Below are 23,313 nucleotides of genomic sequence, written 5' to 3' on the forward strand. Positions count from 1 at the left end.
TTTGTCGTCGCTCTGGTCGGGCTACGCCCTCCCGACGCAACGACAAAACCGTAAAGCCCCGCGTTCAGCATAACCCGGCAGGAATCCACTTAAATCCAGCGGGGCGCTGTCCAAACAACCGGGGCCAGCTCTCGCGCCCCACCTTTGGCATCAACTCCGCTAGGTCAATAAATTCGTCCGCCTGGCGCCGAAGTTCGTCGGCGACCATCGGCGGCTGGCTGGCGAGGGAGGAGATCACGGTCACGCGAACACTGCGGCGCTGTACCGCCTCCACCAGGCAACGGAAGTCGCCATCGCCGGAGAACAGAATCATCTGGTCGATGTGCCTGGCGAGTTCCATGGCGTCGACCGCGAGCTCGACGTCCATGTTGCCCTTGACCTTGCGGCGGCCGCTGGCGTCGACGAACTCCTTGGTTGCCTTGGTGACGACGGCGTAGCCGTTGTAGTCGAGCCAGTCGATCAGCGGACGGATCGACGAATACTCCTGATCCTCGATGATCGCCGTGTAGTAGAACGCGCGCAGCAGTGTGCCCCGACTCTGGTATTCCTTGAGGAGGCGCTTGTAGTCGATGTCGAAGCCCAGGGTCTTCGCGGTTGCGTGGAGGTTGGCGCCATCGATAAAGAGTGCGGTCTTGCCGAAAGGTGACATTGCTGCTCCGACTTTCAAAATCAATGCGCGGGGGCCGCCCAGGTTATCCGCTAGAACACGGCGAATATTAGACGGAGAGTTGGAGCGGTCCGTCGTGTGGATGAAAGATCGCTCTTCACAAGAGGCCAAGCAAGCTCTCCATCTCCACAAAAAACCTCCAAACTGTTTCAGCTCAACTGAGCGCTAGAATGTTGCGGAAGAGACCAACAGCCTTACTCCCCAATCGTTCCCGGCTTAGGCGGCCGTTCTCGAAGGCCGACTGATGCAGCTATCCGAAGACCCAACTTGTCTCAAAATGAAGAACTGAAGAGGTGAGGTAGAGCGCCTGGGCGAACTTGCTAGCCTGTCTTATTCGTAAGAGGCGCCCGAGAGGCTGGCGAGCGTGGTGTAAAGCGCTGATACGGCGTAGGATTCGGTTGTGAAGCCAACCCCATCACCTCCAACCGCGAACGCCACGCCCGCCATGACCGACGATACGATTCCGCCCTTCTCGTTTCCAGCCATTCACGCCAAGAAAGTCACAGCTGCCTTCGATGGTGGGCGCCTAACCTCGAACGGGGGCGTGATGCTTCTGGCGATGGCCGAGCGGCGTCTCGGCTTGGCCGACAATCTGGCCCGGGTGTTCCCGGATCGGCGCGATCCGACGCGGGTCGTGCACAGCCTGGTCGATATGTTCCGCGCGCGCATGTTCGCGATCTGCTGCGGCTACGAGGACGCCGACGACCTCGATCATCTGCGGTCCGATCCGGCATTCAAGCTGGCCTGCGGTCGCCTGCCGGACACGGGCCGATATTTGTGTTCCCAGCCGACGCTGTCGCGGCTGGAGAATGCTCCGCGCCTGCGCGACGTGATCCGGCTGACCTACATTTTGGTCGACGCATGGATGGATAGCTACCCCCACGAGCCGGCATCCGTCACGCTCGACATCGATGATACCTGCGACGTCGTCCACGGCCATCAGCAGCTCTCGCTGTTCAACGCTCATTATGATGAACGCTGCTTTCTGCCGATCCACGTCTACGACACGGAGAAGAGCCGGCCCGTGGCCGTCGTGCTGCGGCCCGGCAAGACGCCGGGCGGCGTCGAGGTGCGTGCCCTTCTGCGCCGCCTGGTACGGCATATCCGCACGCGGTGGCACAACACGCAAATTACGTTCCGTGGCGACGGGCACTATGCCCGGCCGGAGGCCATGGCGTGGTGCGAGACCAACGGCATCGACTACATCTTCGGTCTGTCCGGCACCAAGCCTCTCGCCAGAAAAGTCGACGAGGTCGCCGACGACATCCGCACCCGACGCGCCATCGAGAACCTGCCGGTTCTGCGTGGCTATACCGAGACGCGCCACAAGGCAAAGTCCTGGGATCGCGAACGGCGCACCGTCGCCCGTATTGAGGCGACGATGCTCGGCCTCGACATCCGTTTCGTCGTCACCAGCCTCGATGTCGGCTCGGCCGAGTGGATCTACGACAGCCTGTATTGCGCGCGCGGCCAAGCAGAGAATCTGATCAAGCTGCATAAGACACAGCTCGCCTCCGACCGCACCAGCTGCCGTTCGGCGCTCGCCAACCAGGTCCGTCTCGTGCTCCATACGGCCGCTTATTGGCTGATGCTGACCGTGCGCGAGGCCATTCCCAAAGTCCGGGAATTGGCCGCTGCCGAGTTCGCGACGCTGCGTCTTCGGCTCTTGAAGCTCGCCGCCCGTGTGGTCGAGACCTCGAGCCGCATTCGCCTTGCGTTTGCCGCGGCATGTCCCGAAGCCGACCTGATCCGCTGCTTGCCCGGCGCGCTGCTGCCGCTCGGTCCTTGACCGGCGGGGCGTCCGCCCCCCTTCGCCCAACCCATCCCTCAAGCGCGTTGCAAAGTACCGGTCGTCAGGCGGCGAAAAGCCGAAGGCAATCCTGTGCGCCTCGTCAGACAAGATGTGCGGCCGCATCAATCGGGCCCAAAAGCCGCACTCTCACGAATAGGACGGGCTAGATAGGCTCACCGCTCCCTCTGACAGCATGATGTGGCGGCCAGGCGTCGACCACGAACAGAAGCATGAGCTCGGCGGCGTGGCGTTCACTCGGGAGGCTTGACATCATCGGGCCCATTACAGAAGGGCGTGTACTCATAATGGGGACGCCGTCTGATCCGGGATGCCTCGGCGCGAAAGCGGACGTCGCAGGACTTCCGCGTTGGGCCATGTGTGGACGGCTCCGGGTTGGCAAGAAGAAACTTCACTTTGCAGCATTGGTCGGAGCAGCCATGTGTTCGGCCTGTTTACGCGGTACGCATGACCGCTTGTGTTTCGGCATGGAATAAGGACCCCCGCATTGCCTCACCCAGAATGTTACTGGACAACTTCTCGCCGATGATTGGGTCGGTGCCATCGAATTGGTTCGGTGGCGTCTATGGCGGGAAGATCAGCATGGGCGCGCGGCGCGAGGTGGTGTCGGTGGTAACGGAGCGTTACCGATCGGCCAAACGAGCGGAGAAGGGACGGATCCTCGACGAGCTGTGCGCGACGAGGTACTGTCCAGAATCTTTCGCACTTTGATCAGGCGACGGCTCCGGTTTCAGAGAGTTGTGGCTGATAGAGCGGTCGCATGTTCATGTAGCATTTGGTCGACCACGCCGTTCCGGCAATGTGCCGCAGCCGGGCCGCCGCCAAATTGAGACAGGATTGACCGTCGGGGAAGGCGCCGACGACACGGGTTCGTCGCCGGATCTCCTTCATGATGCGCTCGAGCGGATTGTTCGTTCGAATCTTCCGCCAATGGATATCTGGAAAGGCATAGTAGGCGAGCGTCTCGTGAACTGCCTGCTCGACGAGATCAGCAGCTTTGGCCATACGGCTTGCCCGCAGATCCGCGATGACGGTCCTGGCTTTGTCGTCGGCCGCGGCGCGGCTCTCCTGGGCATGAATGGCCTTGAGCATGTGGCTCACCTCGCGGACCCGGGTCGACGGCACGTGGCTGAAGACATTGCGATAAAAATGCACCATGCAGCGTTCATAGCGTGCCTCGGGCAGATAATCCGCAACGCTTTCGACAAGACCTCGGCACGCGTCGGAAACCACCAACTGCACGCCCTTGAGACCGCGATCGACGAGATGCCGCAGAAACGATGACCAGCCGGATTTGTCCTCCTTGGCGCCCTCACAGATGCCGAGGATCTCCCGGAACCCCTCGGCATTGACCGCCGAGGCCACCAGCAGCGAGACGTTGCGAACCTCACCAGCCCAGCTGCGCTTCATCACGATGCCGTCGAGGTAGAGATACGGATGCTCGCCTTCGATCCTGCGATTCCGCCACGCCTCGATCTTGGTATAGATCTTCTTGTTCAGGTTCGACACTGTGCTCGGGCTGACCCGGGTGCCCCGCAGCGCCTCCGTAATGTCTTCGACCCGCCGAACCGAAATCCCGGCCAGATACATCTCGATCAGCGCCTCCTCGACCGAGCTCTCCCGCCTCCGGTAGCGCTCGATAATCGCCGTCTCGAAGGTTTGCCGCCGTAGCTTCGGAACCTTCAGATTGACGTCGCCCGCCTTGGTCTGCAGCGTTCGCTCGTAGCTGCCCGCCCGCGTGTCCTGCCGGGCCGGGCTGCGCTCATAACGCCCAGCACCGCACAGCTGGTCCGCTTCGGCCTCCAGCATGGCGTTCAGTGTCTCTTCCACCGTCCCGCGGACCATCTCGCCCAGGTGATCTCGAATCCGGGCCTCATCAATTTGGATCACCTGACCCATGGCATTCCCATCGTTCATTCAAAGCTCCTTCATTCTAGAGGAAGCCGTCAATCCTGAAAGTGCGAAAGACTCTGTACGTTATCCGCGACGACTGGCTAGCATCGCAAGCATGCGGTGCGCGCGCTCAGGCGACGCGAGGCGGTTGGACCGGGCGAGGTCGAGGCAACAAGAAAGCGAAGACGCAGATATGGCGCGACGATCAAGGACGCGCTGACTGCGCTGTGGGAGGCGTCGGATCGGGTGTGCGGCAAGCGGCTCAAGGTGATGATCCCGACCTTGCTGCCTGCCCTTGAGCGACATGGCCGATTGCAGCTTGGCCAGTCGGACCGTGACCGTGTTCTGGCTATCAGCGCCGCCACCATCGATCGCCTGCTCGTCGATGTGAAGATCGCGGCGAGCGGCGGCAGGCGGCGCCGTGCCGGGTTCCATTCGGCAATCCGGCGCGAGGTCCCGATCCGCACCTTCAATGACTGGAACAGCCCGCCGCCGGGCTTCTGCGAGGTCGACATGGTCGCCCATGGCGGCACGTCGGTGGCTGGCTCGTTCATCCAGACCCTCACGATGGTCGATATCGCCACGGGCTGGACGGAGTGCCTGCCGTTGCTGACGCGGGATGGCTCGCTGGTTGCCGAGGCGATCAACCGCGCACAGAGCCTGTTCCCCTGGCTCTTGCGCGGCGTGGACTTCGACAACGACAGCGCCTTCATGAACGATGTCGTCGTGCCATGGTGCCGCCAACAGAAGCTCGAGGTGACGCGCTCGCGTGCCTATAAGAAGAACGATCAGGCGTTCGTCGAGCAGAAGAATGGTGCCGTCGTCCGCCGCCTCATGGGCTATGGCCGCTTCGATGGCGTCGAGACGGCGCGTATGATGGGCCGCCTTTATGCTGCGGCACGGCTCTACGTCAACTTCTTCCAGCCGTCGTTCAAGCTGAAGGAGAAGCGTCGCGAAGGGGCTAAAGTGATCAAGCGTTATCATGCTCCGTTGACGCCCTATCAGCGCGCGCTGGCCCATCCCAAGGTGACCGCGGCTGTAAAGCGGCGGCTACGCGATCAGTATCGCTCGCTCGATCCGGTCGCGCTGTTGGCCGAGATTCGCGCAACCCAGGACGAACTCGGCAATCGCGTCGATCGTCGTGCCGGACAGGCGCGCTGCCTGCAACGCGCTTGCACGAGCACCGCGCCGGCGACCGCGGCGACGTTTGCGAAGACGCTCGGCAAGACGGTGACGGCCGGCGAGCCGCGTGCCACGCACCGGCGAAGCCGTCGGCCCTATAAGACCAGGGTTCGCATGCCGTCCAAGCTCGACCCGCATCTTGCTGCGATCGAAGCCTGGCTCGCAGAGCAGCCGCAGCTGACTGCACTCGCCATCGTCGGCCGGCTGAGCGAGAAACACCCGAGGAGTTCGGGACGAGACAGCATTCGATCGTGCAGCGTCTGCTGAGGGCGCTTAGACGGAGGGCTGCCGAGCAGTTGGTCGCGGAGGAGTCGCTCGGCGACGCCACCACCGCTGCCCCATTGTCCGGGGTTGTGGACGGCTCGGGCTATGTAGGGCCCGACCCGCCCACAGCCCCTCCCACCGAGCAAGCTTGGAAAGCAACCTGGCGCGGCCAATCAGTCGACATCGCATCGACCGCTGCAACGGCGCCATCAGGGTAACATTCGCAGATGCGGCAATACGGGGGGTCCCAGTCAAACGCCGATTGACAGCCATCGCTGCGCGTTTGTTGACCGCCGTTACGCCACTGACAATCAAACTTGCACTCGAAGCGCTGACCAATTTGGAAGCGCGCGACAACGCGATTTCTGCGCAATGGCACCGAAGGATCGAGCGGGCACGCTACGATGCTGACTTGGCAGAACGCCGCTATGAGGAGGCCGACCCCAGCAATCGCCTGGTTGCCAGCACGCTCGAAAAGCGCTGGAACGACGCTATGCAGCGGATGATCGAACTCAAGGCCGAGGTCGCCGACTTTGAGCGTCAAGCAATGCGCAGCCTCACACCTGAACAAAAGCAGCAAGTTCTACAGCTCGGCAAAGACTTTCCTCGACTTTGGAAGGCAACAACCACTTCAGCTTGCGACCGCAAGCGAATGCTGCGTTTGTTGATCCGTGATGTCAGCGTCGTCAAGGGTACGGAACCCAAGCTGTTGCATTTGCAAATTCGTTGGCAGGGCGGAGCGACCGAAACGATCGATGTCCGTCGCCAGCCAAACCGCGCCGAGGCCATCCGTTATTCCGACACCTTTGTTGCTAAAATCCGTACGATGGCGGAAAAATACGATGATAAAGAGATCGTCCAACGGCTCAATGGCGAAGGGCTGACAAGCTCAACCGGCAAGCCCTTCACGGTCAGCATCGTACGTTGGATCCGGTTTAAGCATCTTATCCCCGGCCCGTCGCTTTCGACCGGAACGCTTACAGTCAGCCAAGTTCGTGAGAGATATGGCGTCAGCCCGTGGGTCGTCCACTACTGGATCGAGCGCGGCGTTGTCTCAGCGGTGCACGGCAAACCAAATACGCCATCGCGATTGATAACACTGTTGATCGACGTCTGCGAAAATGGGTGGCAAATTCCGGGCATCTTCATCCATCATCCCCAACGCAAACTGTATGAGGTGCATTATGCGTGGTGCGTCGGAATACCCAGTGGGTGTAGCTTGCCGTTGGTTTTCGGGATATAGATTCGCTTCACCGGCTGTGCGATAACTCTCGTCCAGTAGGCTTTTCCGCAGGTCATCCAGATGCTGATCCAATCTGACCTGCAATCGTTGCTTATCTATTCCGTCGATGCCCGGTGTTCGTGCGCCACTTGACGCCAGAACAATCCGAGCGGCCTCGGCAAGCCATTCCCGGTTGGCAATCAGCCGAGGGAGGCGATCGAACCTTCGGTTCGGATCGCTCTCGGCGCTTGTGCTGCATTTCACTGATTATCAAAGGTCTTCACCTCATTCGGTCAGGTAGTTTGCACTCCAAGCAGTTTGAACTGTTCCCCTTCGCCATGTGGCAGGTTTTCCCTGCCGCGGACTACTACGAGAACTCCGCCAGCATGATGGACATCAGGGTCAACTCCCTTGCGACGCAGAGCATCGTGGGCATTCCATCATGCCTTCCCTCGTTCATAGTAAGCGACGTTCGCGTCCCATTCGCAAAGGTTTGGCGTGGGGATTGCAGTCTGTTGATCAACGTGTTTGCAAATCGTTGGCGGGGGGTATGGAGGCGGCAACGACGGAGAATTACGAGGTGCGGCCGAACGACCAGGGCAGGAGCTCGTCGATCCGGGACTGCGGGTGACCGGTTGCGATCGCTTTGAGCGTCGCTTTCATCCAGACGTAGGGCTCCACGCTGTTGATTTTGCAGGTGGCGATGAGCGAAGCTATGCGCGCCCATGAACGACCACCTTCGTCGTGACCAGCAAATAAACTATTTTTACGCGTCAGAGTCAGCGGCCTGATTTGATTTTCGACGGGATTGGTGTCCATCTCAACGCAACCATCGTCGAGAAACAAGGTGAGGCCATCCCAATGGTTCAGGAGATAGGCGATCGCCTTGCCCATCTCGCTGCCCGGCGACAGGCGAGCGGCTTGCTCGCGCAGAAACCTCTCGAGTTCAGCGACGAGCGGCCGTGATCGCTCGTTACGGGTCGTTTGCCGAGCCGGGGCGTCGGCGCCACGGATCTCCTTCTCGATCGCATAGAGTGCGGCGATGCGCGCGAGAACGGCTTCGGCGATGGGTGAGCCGGCTTTCGGAGTCGCTGCGATGATCTTGCGCCTTGAGTGGGACCAACATGCGGCCAGCCGCAGCGGCACGCCGCCTTTGCGCTTGGGCCGTGCGAGCCGATGATAGCCCTGGTATCCGTCGACCTGAAGGATGCCGTCGAAGCCCTCGAGGATGCGCTCAGCATGGTCACCACCGCGTCCTGGCGCGTAGTGGTAGACCACGATTGGTGGATCAGCGCCGCCGTGGCCGCGATCGTCGCGCAGGACAGCCCACAGATAGCCGGTCTTCGTTCGGCCCCGGCCCGGATCGAGCACAGGCGCCCTGGTCTCGTCTATGAACAAGCGGCCCGATTGCTTCATCACGACGCTCATGCGCTCGACCAGCGGCGCGAGGTGGAAGGCGACCGTTCCCATCCAGTCTGCCAGAACGGCGCGATCGATGAAGATGCCATGCCGAGCCAGAACCTGCGACTGACGATAGAGTGGCATGTGCTCGCTGAACTTGGCGACCGCCACCTGCGCCAGCAGCGCCTCGGTGGGGATGCCACCCTCCACGAGATGGGCGGGCGCCGGCGCCTGAGCAACACCGGTGCAGCCCTTTGCGCAGGCGTAGCGCGGTCGCACCGTCTCGATCACACGATACTGGGCGGCCATGACATCGAGACGGCGGGAGCGATCCTCGCCGATCTGGACCATCCGGCCGCAGCCGCAGGGACACTCGAGGTTCTCGGGTTCGATCACCTGCTCGATGCGCGGCAGGTGCGCGGGAAAGGCACGGGCAGCGCGCCTGGTCCGGCGGCTGGACGGCGCCGTGCCGGCGCGGCGCGCACGATCGTCCTGGCGTTCCTGGACTTCGGCGATGGCAATCTCGATGTCCTCGAGAACCAGTTGCATCTGATCGGGATTGAACTTTTCCGAGCGTTTACCGAAACGTGCGCGCTCGTACTCCTTCACGAGCAGTTCGAGGCGTTCGACGCTCTCTTTGGACGCAGCCAGTTCACTCTCGACATGAAGGCGCGCCGAGCATTCATCGTCTGCGCGACGACGCTCGGCTTCAATCATCGCTTCCTGCGCGCGGAAGAGCGCGCGCAAATCGGCGGGCAGCGCTGCAAGACGGGCGGGATCAATGGGGGACGGCGGCACATCCGCAAGCTATCATCCCAAAGCCCCGCGCGAAACAGGTTGTCGGGTCTGAGTCAGTTCGCCGCAGCTGGCGTCGCGACAATCCGTTCGCCCACTCGCTTCCAGTTCAGCCCTTCAAACGAGGGGATTGAGGAATGTCCCTGATAGTGAGTCTGACGAATCATTTCCGGAGGTGGTCGAGGTTCGGGACCCCCACCATCCTTTGTGGGGGCGCTCATATCGAGTGATTAGGAAGATCGGTCAGCGAGGCCGAGGCATTCCCGCTTCGTATGAAGTTGAGTATCGCGCAGGAAGCAGTCTTCTGATTCAAGCAACCGCAATCGAATATTATGAGCAAGAGGCAAATCAGATTAAGCTGAGTATGGAGGCTCTACTCGAGCTTTTATCGACAGCGGATTGTCCCGACGCACATGAGCATGGATCCAGCCGATCTTTGGTCGACGCTGACGCCCGCGCTCCGACGCCAGATCGTCGAAGACGTCGCCGCAATTTTGGCGGAGATCCCTCATGAAGTCCGAGCTGGTCACACCAAGCCACTTGGCGCGCAAAGCCGTAGTCTACATCCGGCAGTCGACGCCCCATCAGGTCGTAAGCAATCAGGAGAGCCTGCGCCTTCAATACGCGCTTCGCCAGCGCGCCCGCGAACTCGGATGGCGTGAGGCGGCCATCGACGTGATTGATGCCGATCTCGGGTTGAGCGGCGCGTCTATAGCACAGCGTAACGGCTTCAAGGAACTCGTTGGCCGTGTTGGCCTGAGTGAAGTGGGACTCATCCTGTCGATCGACGTGACCCGCTTGGCGCGTAATTGTACCGACTGGTATCCGCTCCTGGATATCTGTGGTCTACGTGGCTGCCTGATCGCCGACCGCGATGGTGTCTATGATCCGGGCACTCCCAACGGACGGTTGCTTCTCGGGCTGAAGGGTTCGATCTCCGAGCTTGAGCTACATACGATCCGCAGCCGGCTGACCGCCGGCCTGCTGGCCAAAGCCGAACGCGGCGAACTTGCGGTTATGCTGCCAATCGGGCTGATGCGGGACCCGAGCGGTGTGGTCGTTAAGGATCCCGACATGGCCGTGCAAGGGCGGCTCGGTCTCGTCTTCCAGTTATTCCTGCAGCTGCGCAGCGTTGCCAAGGTCATGCGAGCGTTGAACGAGCGTGACCTGGAACTGCCGCGTCGTGATCGATATGGCGATTTGTGCTGGACGCGCGCGACGCTGGCTGCCGTCGCGGCGATCTTGAAGAACCCCGCATACGCGGGCGCCTTTGTCTATGGACGAACCCGCTTCCGGCCGCCGAAGCGGGAGGGGGCCCTGCCACAAAAGGCTCCGCGGCCGATGGAGGAGTGGCGGATCGTCGTTAAAGATCGATATCCAGCCTATATCGACTGGCCAATTTATGAAAAAATCCGATCCGTCATCAGAGATAACCGAGCCGAATACATGCGCATCAAAACCCGCGGCGCGCCTCGCAATGGCGAGCTCCTGCTCCACGGCATTGCCTGGTGCGCACGATGTGGCCATAAGATGTACGTCCGCTACAAGGGCGGCGGCGAATATGTATGCAATCACCTGCGTACCCAGGAAGGTCAGCCAACCTGCCAACACATCCGCGCCGCCCATATCGATGCAGCCGTTGGCGACGCATTCCTAACCGCACTAGCGCCGGCCGAACTCGATGCCTTGTCGCGCTCCCGCCGGGTGCAGCAGCAGACGAACAATGCGCTACGCTCCAGTGCAGAACGAGAGCTCGAGCGCAAGCGATACACGGCGGCGCTCGCCGAACGGCAGTTCAACCGAGCTGATCCAGATAATCGGTTGGTCGCCTCGGAACTCGAGCGTCGATGGGAAGCGGCGCTAAACGACGTGCGCGCCGCCGAAGAGGCGCTTGCCCGACAGACGCCGCCCAAAGCCATCACACAAGTGGCCATAAGCAAGGAGCTCAACGACAAGGTCATCAGCCTCACCGGCCGCCTCCCGCAGATATGGGGTGACGAGACTATCTCGGATGCGCATCGCAAGGCGTTGTTGCGATGTCTCATCGAAAAGGTCGTTCTCGACCGCGGTGAGCGCGACTTGGCCCTGGCTAGGATCGTCTGGCGGGGAGGCGCCGTGACGGAGCTCGAAGTGAAGATGAGCGTCAACTCCGTCACCAGATTGACGCGAGGCACAGAGATGCGGGAACGCCTTCTGACGCTCGCTCGCGACGGCGTCCCAGACGACAAGATCGCCACAATCCTTACTCGGGAAGGTCACCGCTCTCCCCGTTGCGCCGATAAGGTGCTGCCTATCACCGTTGGGCGGCTCCGTCGTGCCGCCGCCATCAAGGTAACTGCCCAGCGCAGCCGATGGGAGCATGACGACTCATACCTCAGCCCGCCCGAACTGGCCCGAAGGCTCGAGATTCCAGTAAACTGGCTCTATGTTCAGATCCGAACCAAGCGTTTGCTAATTGATCGCCAGCCCAGCGGCGCCTATCTCTTCCCGAATACACCATCCGTTCTTCACGCCATCGGAGACCTTCGAAACCACGTCATCGCGCAACTTGATCTAAGAATCTGTCAGCCTAACAAGGAGGGGCATCTTCGAACTGCACGCGCGTCAGATGCATGACGCCGTCGCTGATCTGCGGCCACTCGAAACGACCATCGCGGCCAAGGCGCTTGTAGACCAAAACGAGGCCCGTGCCGTCCCATAGCAAAATCTTCAGCCGGTCGGCGCGCTTCGAACGAAAAACCACGATCAGGCCCGAATGCGGATCGAGCCCAAGCGTGTTTTGCACAAGACCGGCCAGCGCGTCGTGCCCGCACCGGAAGTCAACAGGACGCACAGCAAGCACAATCCGCAGTCCCTGCGCCGGAATGATCATGCGCCGCGCTCGATCGCAGTCACGATCTCCGCGATCCGCACCGCCGACACGTCCGCATCCAGGCGGACCGAAACCTTGCCAATCGTAATCTCGACGGGCCCCTCGCTCTTGCCTGACGCCACTGGATCGCTTAGCTCGATCGACACGAAATCCGCCGCGTCGTCCGTGACCAATGCGAGCCGGCCAGCACGCGCCAATCTGCGCCACGTCGTCAACTGCTGGGCCTTCACACCGTAACGCCGTGCGACATCACATACCCGGGCGTCGGGCTTCATGCTCTCGAAAACAGCGCGCCCCTTGATCTCCGCAGACCATAACCGGCCTCCAGAACGCGTCCGGCGCGTAAGCTTCCCTACAAAGCCATCAGCTTCGGCTTCCTCCCCCGATTGTTCCATCGCCTTCAGTCTCCTCTCGGCTCTCTGACAAGCCAAGGATCGCAGAGCGAAAGCCGAAGCGAAACCAGTCAATCAAATGGGAGAAAAGCTCCGCTTACCGTTCATATGCTGGACGTCGTCGTATTGGTGAGGCTGCCGGTCGCAATCTTTTCCCTTGCTTTCCGCAAGTCGATGCCGATGCCATGGTCTGGCTGCGTTCTCCCCATGATCCCTCGCGAGCGTCCTTACATCTGGGCTCACGTTCGGATTCATGCCGTCATACCCGCGACATCATCAGCATTCCACCTGTTAAACCGTGTAGGCGGAGGCGACATTTCAGCCCTCAGATGCGGGTGAACCGGTTCGTGTTCCTCAACCTTCCAATACTTCAGCCTCGGGGACCATCTCGGCTTAACGGCTTCGCCTCAATCCCCTTTACCTGCGGGCTACGTCACCCTGCCAGTTGACGACAGGTCACCGCCGCTTGGGCTCATGTCCCCTCACAGCAGGGAACAAGTCATTTTTTTCCAGTCCTCCTTTCTCTTTTGCATTCCAGTCATACGCGCTTCCCCAAATCTGGGGCGAGGCGCACTGTAGGTGATGTCCATCGCCCACACCTGGTTCGGCCGCGTGATCTCCATCCCGCGCAGCAGGTACGGGTAGATCTTGTGGCCCGGCTCGGGCTTTGTCGTGCGTGGACGGCGATAGAGCGCTTCTATCCCCATCCGCCGCATCAGCGTCTTCACATGCCGACGGCCGATCTTGCACCCATCGGCAGCCAGCAGCCCTCGCAACATGCGAGAGCCGGCAAAAGGGAACTCCAGATGCAGCCGGTCGAGGCGCTGCATGATCGCAAGGTCGGCGTCCGGCACCGGCCGCGGCAGGTAGTACACGCTGCCGCGGCTGATGTTCAAAGCCTCCGCCTGCCTGGTGATCGACAGCTCGTACTCACGGTCGATCATCGCTTTGCGCTCAGCAATCCCGCCTTGGTGAGCGCTCCTTCTAAAAAATCGTTCTCCAGCGTCAGTTCGCCGATCTTGGCGTGTAACGACTTCACGTCGATGGCTGCTTGCTCCGCTCCGGAGCCGCCGCCGGGACCGAACGCATCGGCGGTCTTGCTTTCAAGCTGAGCCTTCCACGCCGTGATCTGATTGGGGTGGACGTCGAACTGCTCGGCAAGCTGAGCCAGCGTTCGATCGCCCTTCACGGCGGCGAGCGCCACCTTCGCCTTGAAGGCCGGTGTGTGGTTCCGGCGTGTTCTTCTGCTCATTGTCGCTCCTGATTCGCAGGCACAGCGTGCCCGCTGTCAGGCGGAAACTCCACTTATCGCCCTGTGCAGAATTCCGGGGCCGGCTCTCTAGCATACCGATGTCCAATTTTGACGGCATTTCGTCCAACGACTTGAATCGACACCAAGCAAGCAGGCACGCTGAACTCAACAGGGTAGGTTGAACCCTACAAGTTTTGGCGGGTGGAACGTTCAAGGAATCAAAACTAGGGTTGGTTAGAAGGATCGAACATCTTGCATTAGGGAACTGTTGATAAGGAGTGGCAAGTGAAGCGACCGCTGACGTCGGCGTCGGTTTCGGCTGCGTAGAATGCCACCATGTCCAAACGCCTAGCAGTTCATTGGAGCAGAGGCCGGCCATCAGCTGGGATTCTACTCGTATCATAATCGAGCTAGTGGTTTTCGGCTGGCGAAACCCTGGAAACCAGCTTCGATATCCTTGCTTCAACACGCGAATTCCTCGTGCGCATTGATCGCCTGTCATGAATTTCCTTCACCAGCACCTATCCCCCGCTTTCCCGGCGGCGTCCGGGAACGTCTGACCAGATGAAGGAGATCAGACATGGCCTACCAGAAACTGATCAATCAAAGCGGACGGATGCTCAAGGGGGCGCCCATCACGCCTGTTGCCTTGGAGCCGAACCAGCCCGACAGGATCATCACGTCGGCGCTGCCGCGGGACGGCAGGCAGACGGTCGACTATGGTAATCCGCAGAATCCTTTTCGGAACTGGCGAGTGATTTCTTGTTCCGATGGCGCGTTTTCACATGAACACCGGAGACTGCCCGTCGGTTCGATTAGCACGTTTTTCAAGGACTTGGCCATCTTGCGGCAACACGCTATCGGCGCCATTTGTGCCGCGGTCGTTGGAGTGTCGCCGCTCTCTGCCGAGCCCTTGGCATTGCGCAGCTATCACGCGCCCATCGGCGAGAGCTCGATCTCCGGCATTTCATCAGGCGCCTTCATGGCAGTCCAGTTCGGCGCAGCCTGGTCCTCGATCGTCAAGGGAGTGGGGGTGGTCGCTGGCGGTCCCTATTGGTGCGCTGAGGCCAAGATGTGGCGTGCGACGGGTCCGTGCATGAAAGGGCCTGCATCGGGCCTGAACATCACGGCGTTCACGACGAAGGCTGATGCGAACGCGTCAGCAGGCAAGATCGATCCGGATAGTAACCTTGCCGGGCAGAAGATCTATCTCTTTCACGGCTACAACGACGCGGTCGTCGATAGGGCCGTCACCGATGCGGCTGCCGACTTCTACCGTCGCTATCTAGGTGACGCCAATCGAGGCAATCTCTTCTATCAGACCGCCCTCGGCGCCGGGCACTCTTTCGTGGTGGCCAAGCAGGGCGACACCGGACTGAATAGCTGCAGTGCTAACAAGGAACCGTATATTGACCAATGCGGCTACGATCAGGCCGGAATCATCCTGCAGCATATTTATGCCCGCCTCAATCCACCTAATCGCGGGCAGCTCGCGGGCGTCGTGAAGAGCTTCGATCAGTCACTCTATACCAGGCCGCAGGCGCCCGCCGCGTTGAGCCTGAGCGATACCGGCTATCTCTTCGTGCCTCAGGACTGCGAGCAAGGCGCTCTCTGCCGTGTCCACGTGGCGCTGCACGGATGCCGCCAGAATGCCCGCGAGATCGGGCTCAAGTTCGTCAATGATACCGGCTATAATGCCTGGGCGGATACGAACCGTTTGATCATTCTCTATCCACAGACCAGGACCAGCTTATATCGGCCCACCAATCCGCAGGCCTGCTGGGACTGGTGGGGCTACGTCAATCACACGAGCAGCTACGTGACCAAGTCTGGGGCGCAGATCCAAGCGGTCAAGGCTATGCTCGACGCGCTCGCGGCCGATGGCGCGACGCCCGTCAGCGCGACGCGGCAATTGACATCAGCACCTCAGGGGCTCACGGTGATCGATGCTTCGGATACTAGCGTTGATCTGGTCTGGTCGCCGCTGGTAGGGGCAACGACATACCGCGTGCTGCGTGCAGGCCCTGATGACACATTTCAGAGGATCGGCGAGGTTGCAGGAGCCAGCTTCGGCGATTCCGATCTTAGGCCGCAAACAACATATCGCTGGCGCGTCTCGGCCGTTCTCAATGGAGCAGAGGGACCTGCGTCCGGGGAAGCCAGCGCGACCACGCGATCGACGCCTCCACGCTGCAACCATCCGGGGACTTGCCCGGTGACCAAATAGAAGACTCTTGGCCTCTACCGCCTGCGACAAGAGGCCGGTTCGCATCGGCGCCTTGCCAATCCTGGCAATCTCATCTTCCAGACGTGGAGACGCTGCACGGGACGTTTACCTATGTCCGATATTGCCCAAGTGTCTGCTTGTTCGCGGGATAATCGAAGCCTGGCGGTACACGGAGAAACCGACCGGAGGCTGTTGAGCGACCGCGCCAATGAGCCGCATAAAAATGAACAGGTGACGAAACAAGAGATCGACCTCGCTTCGGCATGAAAGCTCCTCGGAAAAATCGCCGGACCGGGCCCAGCTCAGGGCTGATAGCCGCCGTCGATCCAGCTCTCGAACAGTGCAATCTTCTGCGTCGACCAGGGTCCATCCCCGCCTTTCGCAGGAGGCGGCGGCATCACCGGCCCGCCCTGCGCCTCAGTCTGCGAAAAATCCGATCAGCATCTGTCTTGACGTCGCCGTACTTGGAAAGGTCGCAGAACCACATCATGTGATTGATGTCCGTCTGCGTAAGCAGCGGTCATAAACCTGCAATAAAAGCGTGCTAAGTAGCTTGGTCCGACAAATTGCCGCTGCTGGTCGGAGTGACGCGCAATGTTTTTTGCTCAGTGATTTGTCGGCATGGGTATTCGCGCATGGCCTACGACACTGCTACGGTGCAGATGCTCCGCAACGTCCTTGATGAAGTACTTGCTAGCCCCACGTTCATCTGGCAGGAGCACCGCTCTGCGCTGGAGATCGCGGAGCGCATTCTTTGGCTTGCCTCACAGGGAGAGCGGGAGGCCGCGACAATCAAACAGCACTTGCTGAACGAGTTTTTGGCCAGTGGTAGCAATAGTGTAAGAGCTGAGAAGGCCATCTCGATGGCAAGCATGGCTCCGCGGTTGTGTTCGGGGATACGCCATCGGGGATCCTAGTGACCACCATGTCGTCAGCGCCGCAATGTCGTGCGCATCAACCGCTAGCGCGCTGTGATTGATCTGAAGCCCTGGCCAAGGTTGTCTCCTCGTAACGAGGCTCTGCAGCTTGCATGAGGAATTCAATTGTCGCGAAGACCTGCTTGATACATTCGAAGTCCGCTAGGCCGCCATCTTCCAGGAGCGAATGAATGCCAACCAGTTTTCGTAGGTGCCGCGCAGGTCTTTCTGGGCGATACTGTCCAACGCAAGCGCAGGCTCACCAATCCAGGCTCACCAATCAACGTGTTTGCCCACCGGTGACGGATGAGCCATTTTTGTCGTCGTTGGATACCAGGGGAAAGTATGTCTTCAACGGCAAAGCTGGAGTCGCCGCCGACAGCTTCGACGACGATAAGGAGGCAACGATGAAGCGGATCGCATCAGTTCTTCTGGTCACATTTGTGCTCGGGGTCGCTGCGCGCGCCCAGGCTCCTGATCCCGATCCCGCACTGAACAATCCCGATAAGGTGTCGTGGGAATTGTTCACGACCTCGTACGAAAGCGGGAAGCCCCCGCCACGATGAACCGAGCGGCGAATGACGCGGAACGTGCGGCCGAACAGCGGATGCGTCGGTTCGAACACTGTAACTTCGATGGCAGGTGATTCGTCAGACTCCCCAGAGGGGATATTTCGATGCGCCCTCGCTCGATGGCTCAGACTGGAAGCGTGTGCCGATGCGAGTTGTGGATCAGCCAGCGCGAGCTGGTTGATCCGTATCAAGAGTAGCTCGTCACTCATGCGGAGTTGTTGTAAAATCACTTTGCATGAGTGATTTGCCTTCCGATCCAGCATTGCTCCGACACACCGTGATGGCGCTGTCGTCAAGGCTTGCGGCGTTGTCGGCGGAATGCAGCACGCTCTCGGCCGAGCGTGATGCGGCGATCGCCCAACGCGACGCTGCGGTTCAGGAGAACGACAAGCTCCTGATGATCCTGTCCCAGTTCAAGCGCACGATCTTCGGTCCCCGCTCCGAGACACTGGATCGCGGACAGCTGCCTCTCTTCACCATCACGGCACAGGCGGCTCGTGCCGCGGCCAACGCCGACGTAACCGGAGGCAGGCTGCCTGATGGAGCGGAGGGCCGTGGAAAGCGACCGGCGCGACGCAACCGGGGGAAGCTTCCGGAGCATTTGCCGCGCATCGATGTCGTAATCGATGTCGAGAGCCACATCTGCCCTTGCTGCGGCGAGCGGCTGCACAAGATCGGGGAGACCGTCAAGGAAGCCTTCGACGTCGTTCCGATGCAGTACCGGGTCAAGCGCATTGTGCGTCCGCGGTATGGCTGCCGGGGATGCCGCCAGGGTGTGATGCAGGCACCTGCGCCGGCCCAGGCGATCGATGGCGGGATGGTGACGGAAGCCTTGCTGGCCCACATCGCGGTGATGAAATACGGCTACCAGTTGCCGCTGTATCGGCAGGAACAGATGTTCGCCGCGCAAGGCATCACGCTCGATCGGCAGACGCTGGCCTCGTGGATGGGCCGCGCCGCCTGGCGGCTGAAGCCGCTTCACACGCTGTTGCGCGACACAGTGATGTCCTACCCGCGGCTGTTTGCCGACGAGACGCCGCTGCCAGTTCTCGATCCCGGCCGTGGCAGGGCCAAAGTCTGCCAGTTCTGGGCGATCGCCACCGATGACCGTCCGTGGGGCGGCCCGGCACCGCCGGCGGTAGTCTACACGTTTGCTGAGGATCGCAAGGCGATCCGCGCCAAGCAGCTGTTCGGGGACTACCACGGCATCCTGCAGGTCGACGGCTATGCCGCCTACAAGGGCCTGATCAAGAACGGCGGCCATCTGGTGCAGTTGGCGTTCTGCTTCGCGCATGCGCGGCGGAAGTACTGGGACGTTCACGTCGCGACGAAGTCGCCGATTGCTGCGGAAGCGCTGCAACGGATCGCGATGTTCTACGCCATCGAGGATCGCATCCGCGGTCTGCCGGCGGCGCATCGGGCTGCAGTGCGGCAGACCGACACCAGGCCGTCGATCGAGGGCTTCAAACCCTGGCTCGAGGGGCGGCTACTGGAAGTCTCGAAGAAATCCGGCCTTGGCAAGGCGATCCGCTACACCCTCAACCATTGGGAAGGCTTGACGCGCTTCATCGATGATGGTCGCATCGAGATCGACAGCAATACGGTCGAACGCAGCATCAAGCCGATAGGCCTGGGAAAAAAGAATTACTTGTTCGCCGGCAGTGAGGGCGGCGCCGAAAGCTGGGCCACCCTCGCATCGCTCATCAACACGGCAAAGCTGCACGACATCGACCCGCGGCACTATCTGACCGATGTTCTCGAGCGCATCGTCTCCGGAAGTACAAAGATCAATCAGCTGCACATGCTGTTGCCGTGGAATTGGAAGGCCGAGCGCGATAGTTCGCAGGCAAAGCTCGCCGCCTGATCAGTTCGACGGCAGGGCATCTGGAACTTCCTGCGCATCGCTGGCGTCGTCGTAGATCTCTTCGCGGATCACGCGCAGCGTCACCTCGTGCAGATACACTTGCAGCGCACGCTCCAGCTCGGTGAACTCCGGCAGCAGGACTCGATCGACGAAGCCCCGTGACGCACGGACCATCACCGTGTTGCGTCGCTGCCGGCGATAACGAAACGGCCGCAGCCCATATCGGCGGCAAAGCGCCAGAAAAAGGTGCCGAGACCACTGGTCGGGGAGTGAGAATTGCTGTTCGATTGGTGGATCGTGGCGAGCGAGTTCCTCGACCCGGGCCCGCACCCGCTGCAGCGCGGCTTCCGCCGCATGGCGCTCACCAGCAGTTCCGGCCCCCACGAACAACGCCTCGATCTTCCGAAGCTTCTCGCGCAGCTGCGACTCGCTGTTCATTCTGATCCCGTTGCCCGCTCCGAACCGGGATCACCCCATCACCGCGCCCCGGCGGCGTCAATCATCCCGACCGCGCTATCCAGAGCATTCCGCGCAAGTCAAGCCCGGGAACCGTGATCCTGTCGTGACGCTCACGTACAAGCTGCGTTTGATGTAGGGCAGAAGCGACTGCCTTGGTCGTGAACGCGTCCGACCGGAATTTTCGCAACGATTTCGACAAGAGCTGGTCGATCGACGTTGCAAACAGCGAGCTTGAGTGAGCGCGCGGCCTTTTTGGCCGCCGCCGCCTGGCGCTCCGGAAACCGGCCGGCCTTCGGCTTGCCGGTCGCGTCGATCCCGTAAACGATGATTGCCGAGGCGGAGAGTGTCTTTTGGTTCGTGAGATTGGGCTTGGCCATTTTGCCCTCCTGAAAAGCCGAAGGGGCCCGATTTGGGCCCCTTTCTGAAACGGCGTTGTCGCTGGTCCTGCGGGATGCTCCCGGCAATGGCGGTCTTGTCATTGGACGACTCCTTTGCTGAAGACGAGAAGAGCGTTCAAACAATCTCGTCGTAAGTATAATAAAGCATATCCTCCAAAAGCGCAATGATTGCAATAATTTAGCTGCAGAAAAATTGCGCTTAAATAGAAGATAATTACTGTAATTTCCGCGCTTTTTTGGCACAATTACTGTAAACAATACACGACGAAAGATCGCATGACTTGCGATCATCAATATTGTTGCCGTTGCAGACGTTCAAACCGTCAGCAGCGCAGTAACGCCAAAGAGCGTGCTGAACAAAGCGCGGAAAATCCGCCGGAAAATTACGATCAAACTGGCGCGCGTCGATCTGTGCCGAGACGCGCCGCAAGACCTCGGCGCAGCCGCCGTCTGCATAGCAACGGGGACCGTACGGATGAACCATGCCAAGTTGCTCCAAAATCCCGGTTCGGACCAGAAAGTTGTGAACCAGCCGATCCACGACGATCATGGCAATGCCAACTGCATACCAATCAGGACGGGCCTCGCGATCCGCCATCAAAACGGATGAAAGCGTCATCGTCAGAACCTTGTCCGAAACCCCAAAAACATGACGGGTCGGACCGACTAACCTGTCTTATTCGTAAGAGGCGCCCGAGAGGCTGGCGAGCGTGGTGTAAAGCGCTGATACGGCGTAGGATTCGGTTGTGAAGCCAACCCCATCACCTCCAACCGCGAACGCCACGCCCGCCATGACCGACGATACGATTCCGCCCTTCTCGTTTCCAGCCATTCACGCCAAGAAAGTCACAGCTGCCTTCGATGGTGGGCGCCTAACCTCGAACGGGGGCGTGATGCTTCTGGCGATGGCCGAGCGGCGTCTCGGCTTGGCCGACAATCTGGCCCGGGTGTTCCCGGATCGGCGCGATCCGACGCGGGTCGTGCACAGCCTTGTCGATATGAAGGAGGAGCTTGGACTTGATCACTTCGAAGGGCGATCATGGCAAGGTCTTCATCGCCACGCCCTTATGACAATGATTGCCTACGCCTTCCTGCAACATCGTCGCCTCGCATACGCGGGGCGGAAAAAAAAGAATCAACGGGCCTCCGCCTCAACCAACCATGCCCGCCGCACGCCATGCCATCGTCGATCTCATCCTTCGGCCGCCGCCTCAGCAATGCCCATATTGCCGAAAGCAAATCCTTGAAAAACAGCGGCCAAAACACATTCTGTTCGCGGTAGGGACACCCATCACTGGGCGCCCCCCGCGCAGATCCCGGCGAGCCCAATTAAGGCACCGGGCTCCTACCTCGGGTGTTTGACGGCGAAGCGCAGCTTCGGCCATGGATGAAGGATGCGAGCCTTGGGGAGCCAGTCATCGGTGATCTGCGTTATGCGATCCCAGGTCAGACAGGTCCGCTGACTGCGCCGCCGAAGCGTCCGCCTCCAGAGATCGGTCAGATAGAACCGAAACGCATTGAGCGCTCGGCCATTCGTCGGGACAGCAAAGTACGCAAAGTGGCCGGTCAAGACCTGCCTCAGCCATTTCCCTTGTGCAGGGATCGGCCAGTGCATTCGGCGCCTTAGCTCCTCCTTGATTTCGCGGAGTTTGGTTCGCAAGCGGTCGCTACGGGTCTTCCGTTGAAGCTGGAAGCGCCCTTGGCGTGATTTGCCGCAGATAAACGTGAACCCCATGAACGCAAAGGTTTCCGGCTTTCCGAGTCCGCGCTGCTTGCGTTGAGCCGCCGCATGGCGACCAAACTCAATCAGGCGGGTCTTGGCCGGGTGGAGCGTCAGCTCGAACTCCTCCAGTCTCGCGCGCATCGCGTCAAGGAAACGACGTGCGTCATCCTCGCGCTCAAAGCCGACTACTACATCGTCCGCGTAACGCACGATGATCATGCCGCCGGAGACCTCGCGCTGTCGCCAGCGTTTGGCCCACAGGTCGAGAGCGTAGTGCAGGTAGATGTTGCCCAGAAGCGGTGAAATCACCGAACCTTGACCCGTTCCCCTGTCATCAGCGGCTACGACGCCGTCTTCGAGAACACCCGCCTTCAGCCATTTCTGAATGAGGCGGATGATGCGCTTGTCGCCGATCCTATGTTCCAAGAAGCGAACCAGCCAAGGTTGACTGACTGCGCCAAAGAAGTTTTGGATGTCGGCGTCAATGATCCAGTTCACGTTCCGCGTCTCGATCGCTGTGCAGAGCGCGTCCAACGCATCATGTGGTCCTCTGCCGGGCCGAAACCCGTAGGAAAAGCCACAGAAGTCTCCTTCGTAGATGGCGTTGAGCACGATGACGGTGGCGCCCTGGACGATTTTGTCTTCGAGAGCCGCGATCGCTAACGGGCGCTGCTTGCCGTCTGCCTTTGGTATGTACGTCCGGCGAGACGGTTGCGGGCGATACGCTCCTCGTTGGACCCGTTTGTGCAGATCGGCGAGCCGGGGCTCGAGATCTTCCTCGTAGTCCTCCCACGTCATGCCATCCACTCCGGGAGCAGCCTTACGCCTGAGCGCAAAGAACGCCGCCCGCAGTGTATCGACATTGATGTGGTGAAAGAGCGCGGTGAACCGGTCCTTCTTCCTCAGCCTTGCGGCTGTCCGTACGCGGTCCAGCGACTGGGTCATGCGAGCCCGGCCCTGTGTCCGGTGCATGCGCTGCTGTTCCGCGTTTCCCTTGGTCCCCGGCCTTGGCTCCGCCCACTCCGCCGCCAGTAATCCGGCTTTGTTCGTTGGCTTCTCAGCTACTATGCCAGAGTCAGACTTCTCCGTGTCGTGCATCAGCGGCTACAGCTCCTCGCCTTCCCGCTGCGGACCATCTCCTCCGAGAAGGAAGATGGCCGACCCGGAGATATCCCGGTTCCCGTACAAGGAGCTTCCATACATGCCAGGGTCTACGACCACGCCGGGTTGGACGGGTGCTCGCGTTTGCGCACTCGCCCATATTGCCTTCCGCTCTTTGGACAGCGTCGGCTCCCGAGATAACACTGTTTCGCGGCTCAATGGCTGGCCTGCATGCTCCCCTACCGACGCTTCGCCGACACCCTCGCGGACGCCTGCGCACGGCTCGGGGCCGATGTGGTTCG

The 23,313-nt window shown here is 60.6% G+C and carries 18 protein-coding genes and 3 pseudogenes; 10 read left to right on the forward strand and 11 right to left on the reverse strand.

Annotated elements, in window-relative coordinates:
* Positions 1-64: 64 nt before the first annotated feature.
* Positions 65-649 carry an NYN domain-containing protein gene (locus ACFLEY_RS42630; protein WP_060909209.1) on the reverse strand — a complete coding sequence of 195 codons (585 nt, stop codon included), beginning with the start codon at positions 647-649 and terminating at the stop codon, positions 65-67.
* Between the two features lie 463 nt (positions 650-1,112).
* Between ACFLEY_RS42630 and ACFLEY_RS42635 the strand changes: the two genes are divergently transcribed.
* Entirely contained in the window at positions 1,113-2,456 is a 1,344-nt protein-coding gene (locus ACFLEY_RS42635; protein WP_396604427.1) for an IS1380-like element ISBdi2 family transposase, read from the forward strand.
* A gap of 732 nt (positions 2,457-3,188) precedes the next feature.
* On the opposite strand, the gene ACFLEY_RS42640 is transcribed toward ACFLEY_RS42635, so the two are convergent.
* Positions 3,189-4,376, reverse strand: coding sequence for an IS256 family transposase (locus ACFLEY_RS42640; RefSeq protein ID WP_396604997.1), 1,188 nt, complete (start codon positions 4,374-4,376; stop codon positions 3,189-3,191).
* Positions 4,377-4,490: 114 nt separating this feature from the next.
* Between ACFLEY_RS42640 and ACFLEY_RS42645 the strand changes: the two genes are divergently transcribed.
* A complete protein-coding gene (locus ACFLEY_RS42645; RefSeq protein ID WP_063824249.1) occupies positions 4,491-5,819 on the forward strand; it encodes a DDE-type integrase/transposase/recombinase in 1,329 nt (442 codons plus the stop codon).
* Between the two features lie 145 nt (positions 5,820-5,964).
* Positions 5,965-7,059, forward strand: a complete 1,095-nt coding sequence (locus tag ACFLEY_RS42650) for a hypothetical protein (protein ID WP_129557395.1) — start codon at positions 5,965-5,967, stop codon at positions 7,057-7,059.
* Between the two features lie 552 nt (positions 7,060-7,611).
* Here the strand turns inward: ACFLEY_RS42650 and tnpC (ACFLEY_RS42655) are convergent.
* A complete protein-coding gene (tnpC, locus tag ACFLEY_RS42655; protein WP_224517700.1) occupies positions 7,612-9,156 on the reverse strand; it encodes an IS66 family transposase in 1,545 nt (514 codons plus the stop codon).
* 588 nt (positions 9,157-9,744) lie between these two features.
* Here tnpC (ACFLEY_RS42655) and ACFLEY_RS42660 point away from each other — a divergent pair.
* Complete coding sequence (locus ACFLEY_RS42660) at positions 9,745-11,850, forward strand: recombinase family protein (RefSeq protein ID WP_060909278.1); 2,106 nt, start codon at positions 9,745-9,747, stop codon at positions 11,848-11,850.
* Here the strand turns inward: ACFLEY_RS42660 and tnpB are convergent.
* The 3 genes and pseudogenes from tnpB to ACFLEY_RS42675 all read right to left on the reverse strand — a co-directional run.
* Complete coding sequence (gene tnpB, locus ACFLEY_RS42665) at positions 11,804-12,106, reverse strand: IS66 family insertion sequence element accessory protein TnpB (protein WP_060909277.1); 303 nt, start codon at positions 12,104-12,106, stop codon at positions 11,804-11,806. The genes ACFLEY_RS42660 and tnpB overlap by 47 nt on opposite strands.
* Positions 12,103-12,501, reverse strand: coding sequence for a transposase (locus ACFLEY_RS42670; RefSeq protein WP_026192391.1), 399 nt, complete (start codon positions 12,499-12,501; stop codon positions 12,103-12,105). The genes tnpB and ACFLEY_RS42670 overlap by 4 nt, the downstream gene beginning before the upstream one ends.
* A 572-nt stretch (positions 12,502-13,073) precedes the next feature.
* Positions 13,074-13,750, reverse strand: a pseudogene (locus tag ACFLEY_RS42675) (IS3 family transposase); the annotation flags it as partial.
* Positions 13,751-14,330: 580 nt separating this feature from the next.
* Between ACFLEY_RS42675 and ACFLEY_RS42680 the strand changes: the two are divergent.
* The 3 genes from ACFLEY_RS42680 (at position 14,331) to ACFLEY_RS42690 (ending at position 16,894) form a co-directional block, all read left to right on the forward strand.
* Positions 14,331-15,977: a fibronectin type III domain-containing protein gene (locus ACFLEY_RS42680; RefSeq protein ID WP_396604428.1), complete on the forward strand. Its 1,647-nt coding sequence runs from the start codon at positions 14,331-14,333 to the stop codon at positions 15,975-15,977.
* Between the two features lie 111 nt (positions 15,978-16,088).
* Positions 16,089-16,244 (forward strand): hypothetical protein, encoded by a 156-nt coding sequence (locus ACFLEY_RS42685; RefSeq protein WP_166354363.1) that lies wholly within the window; start codon positions 16,089-16,091, stop codon positions 16,242-16,244.
* 368 nt (positions 16,245-16,612) lie between these two features.
* Complete coding sequence (locus tag ACFLEY_RS42690; protein ID WP_060909217.1) at positions 16,613-16,894, forward strand: hypothetical protein; 282 nt, start codon at positions 16,613-16,615, stop codon at positions 16,892-16,894.
* A 280-nt stretch (positions 16,895-17,174) separates the two neighbouring features.
* Here ACFLEY_RS42690 and ACFLEY_RS42695 read toward each other — a convergent pair whose 3' ends face one another.
* A complete protein-coding gene (locus ACFLEY_RS42695) occupies positions 17,175-17,657 on the reverse strand; it encodes a hypothetical protein (RefSeq protein WP_396604429.1) in 483 nt (160 codons plus the stop codon).
* An 89-nt stretch (positions 17,658-17,746) separates the two neighbouring features.
* Here ACFLEY_RS42695 and tnpC (ACFLEY_RS42700) point away from each other — a divergent pair, with 89 nt between their 5' ends.
* Positions 17,747-19,330 (forward strand): IS66 family transposase, encoded by a 1,584-nt coding sequence (gene tnpC / locus ACFLEY_RS42700; RefSeq protein ID WP_063824250.1) that lies wholly within the window; start codon positions 17,747-17,749, stop codon positions 19,328-19,330.
* Here the strand turns inward: tnpC (ACFLEY_RS42700) and ACFLEY_RS42705 are convergent, their stop codons facing one another.
* The 3 genes from ACFLEY_RS42705 to ACFLEY_RS42715 all read right to left on the reverse strand — a co-directional run bounded on the left by ACFLEY_RS42705 (position 19,331) and on the right by ACFLEY_RS42715 (position 20,806).
* The gene (locus ACFLEY_RS42705) at positions 19,331-19,768 is read right to left on the reverse strand and encodes a hypothetical protein (RefSeq protein ID WP_038952249.1); all 438 of its coding nucleotides are present in this window, start codon (positions 19,766-19,768) and stop codon (positions 19,331-19,333) included.
* A gap of 131 nt (positions 19,769-19,899) precedes the next feature.
* Positions 19,900-20,166: a hypothetical protein gene (locus tag ACFLEY_RS42710; RefSeq protein WP_014498652.1), complete on the reverse strand. Its 267-nt coding sequence runs from the start codon at positions 20,164-20,166 to the stop codon at positions 19,900-19,902.
* 235 nt (positions 20,167-20,401) lie between these two features.
* On the reverse strand, positions 20,402-20,806 hold the full coding sequence (locus ACFLEY_RS42715) for a hypothetical protein (RefSeq protein ID WP_011090921.1): 405 nt from the start codon (positions 20,804-20,806) through the stop codon (positions 20,402-20,404).
* A gap of 172 nt (positions 20,807-20,978) precedes the next feature.
* Between ACFLEY_RS42715 and ACFLEY_RS42720 the strand changes: the two are divergent.
* Positions 20,979-21,188, forward strand: a pseudogene (locus ACFLEY_RS42720) (transposase); the annotation flags it as partial.
* Positions 21,186-21,434, forward strand: a pseudogene (locus tag ACFLEY_RS42725) (IS701 family transposase); the annotation flags it as partial. The pseudogenes ACFLEY_RS42720 and ACFLEY_RS42725, both read left to right, overlap by 3 nt.
* Positions 21,435-21,532: 98 nt before the next feature.
* Here ACFLEY_RS42725 and ltrA read toward each other — a convergent pair.
* Positions 21,533-23,008 carry a group II intron reverse transcriptase/maturase gene (gene ltrA / locus ACFLEY_RS42730; protein ID WP_060909086.1) on the reverse strand — a complete coding sequence of 492 codons (1,476 nt, stop codon included), beginning with the start codon at positions 23,006-23,008 and terminating at the stop codon, positions 21,533-21,535.
* Positions 23,009-23,313 lie beyond the last annotated feature (305 nt).

This window comes from Bradyrhizobium sp. YCK136 (genome assembly GCF_044570075.1).
Classification (GTDB): Bacteria; Pseudomonadota; Alphaproteobacteria; order Rhizobiales; family Xanthobacteraceae; genus Bradyrhizobium; species Bradyrhizobium diazoefficiens.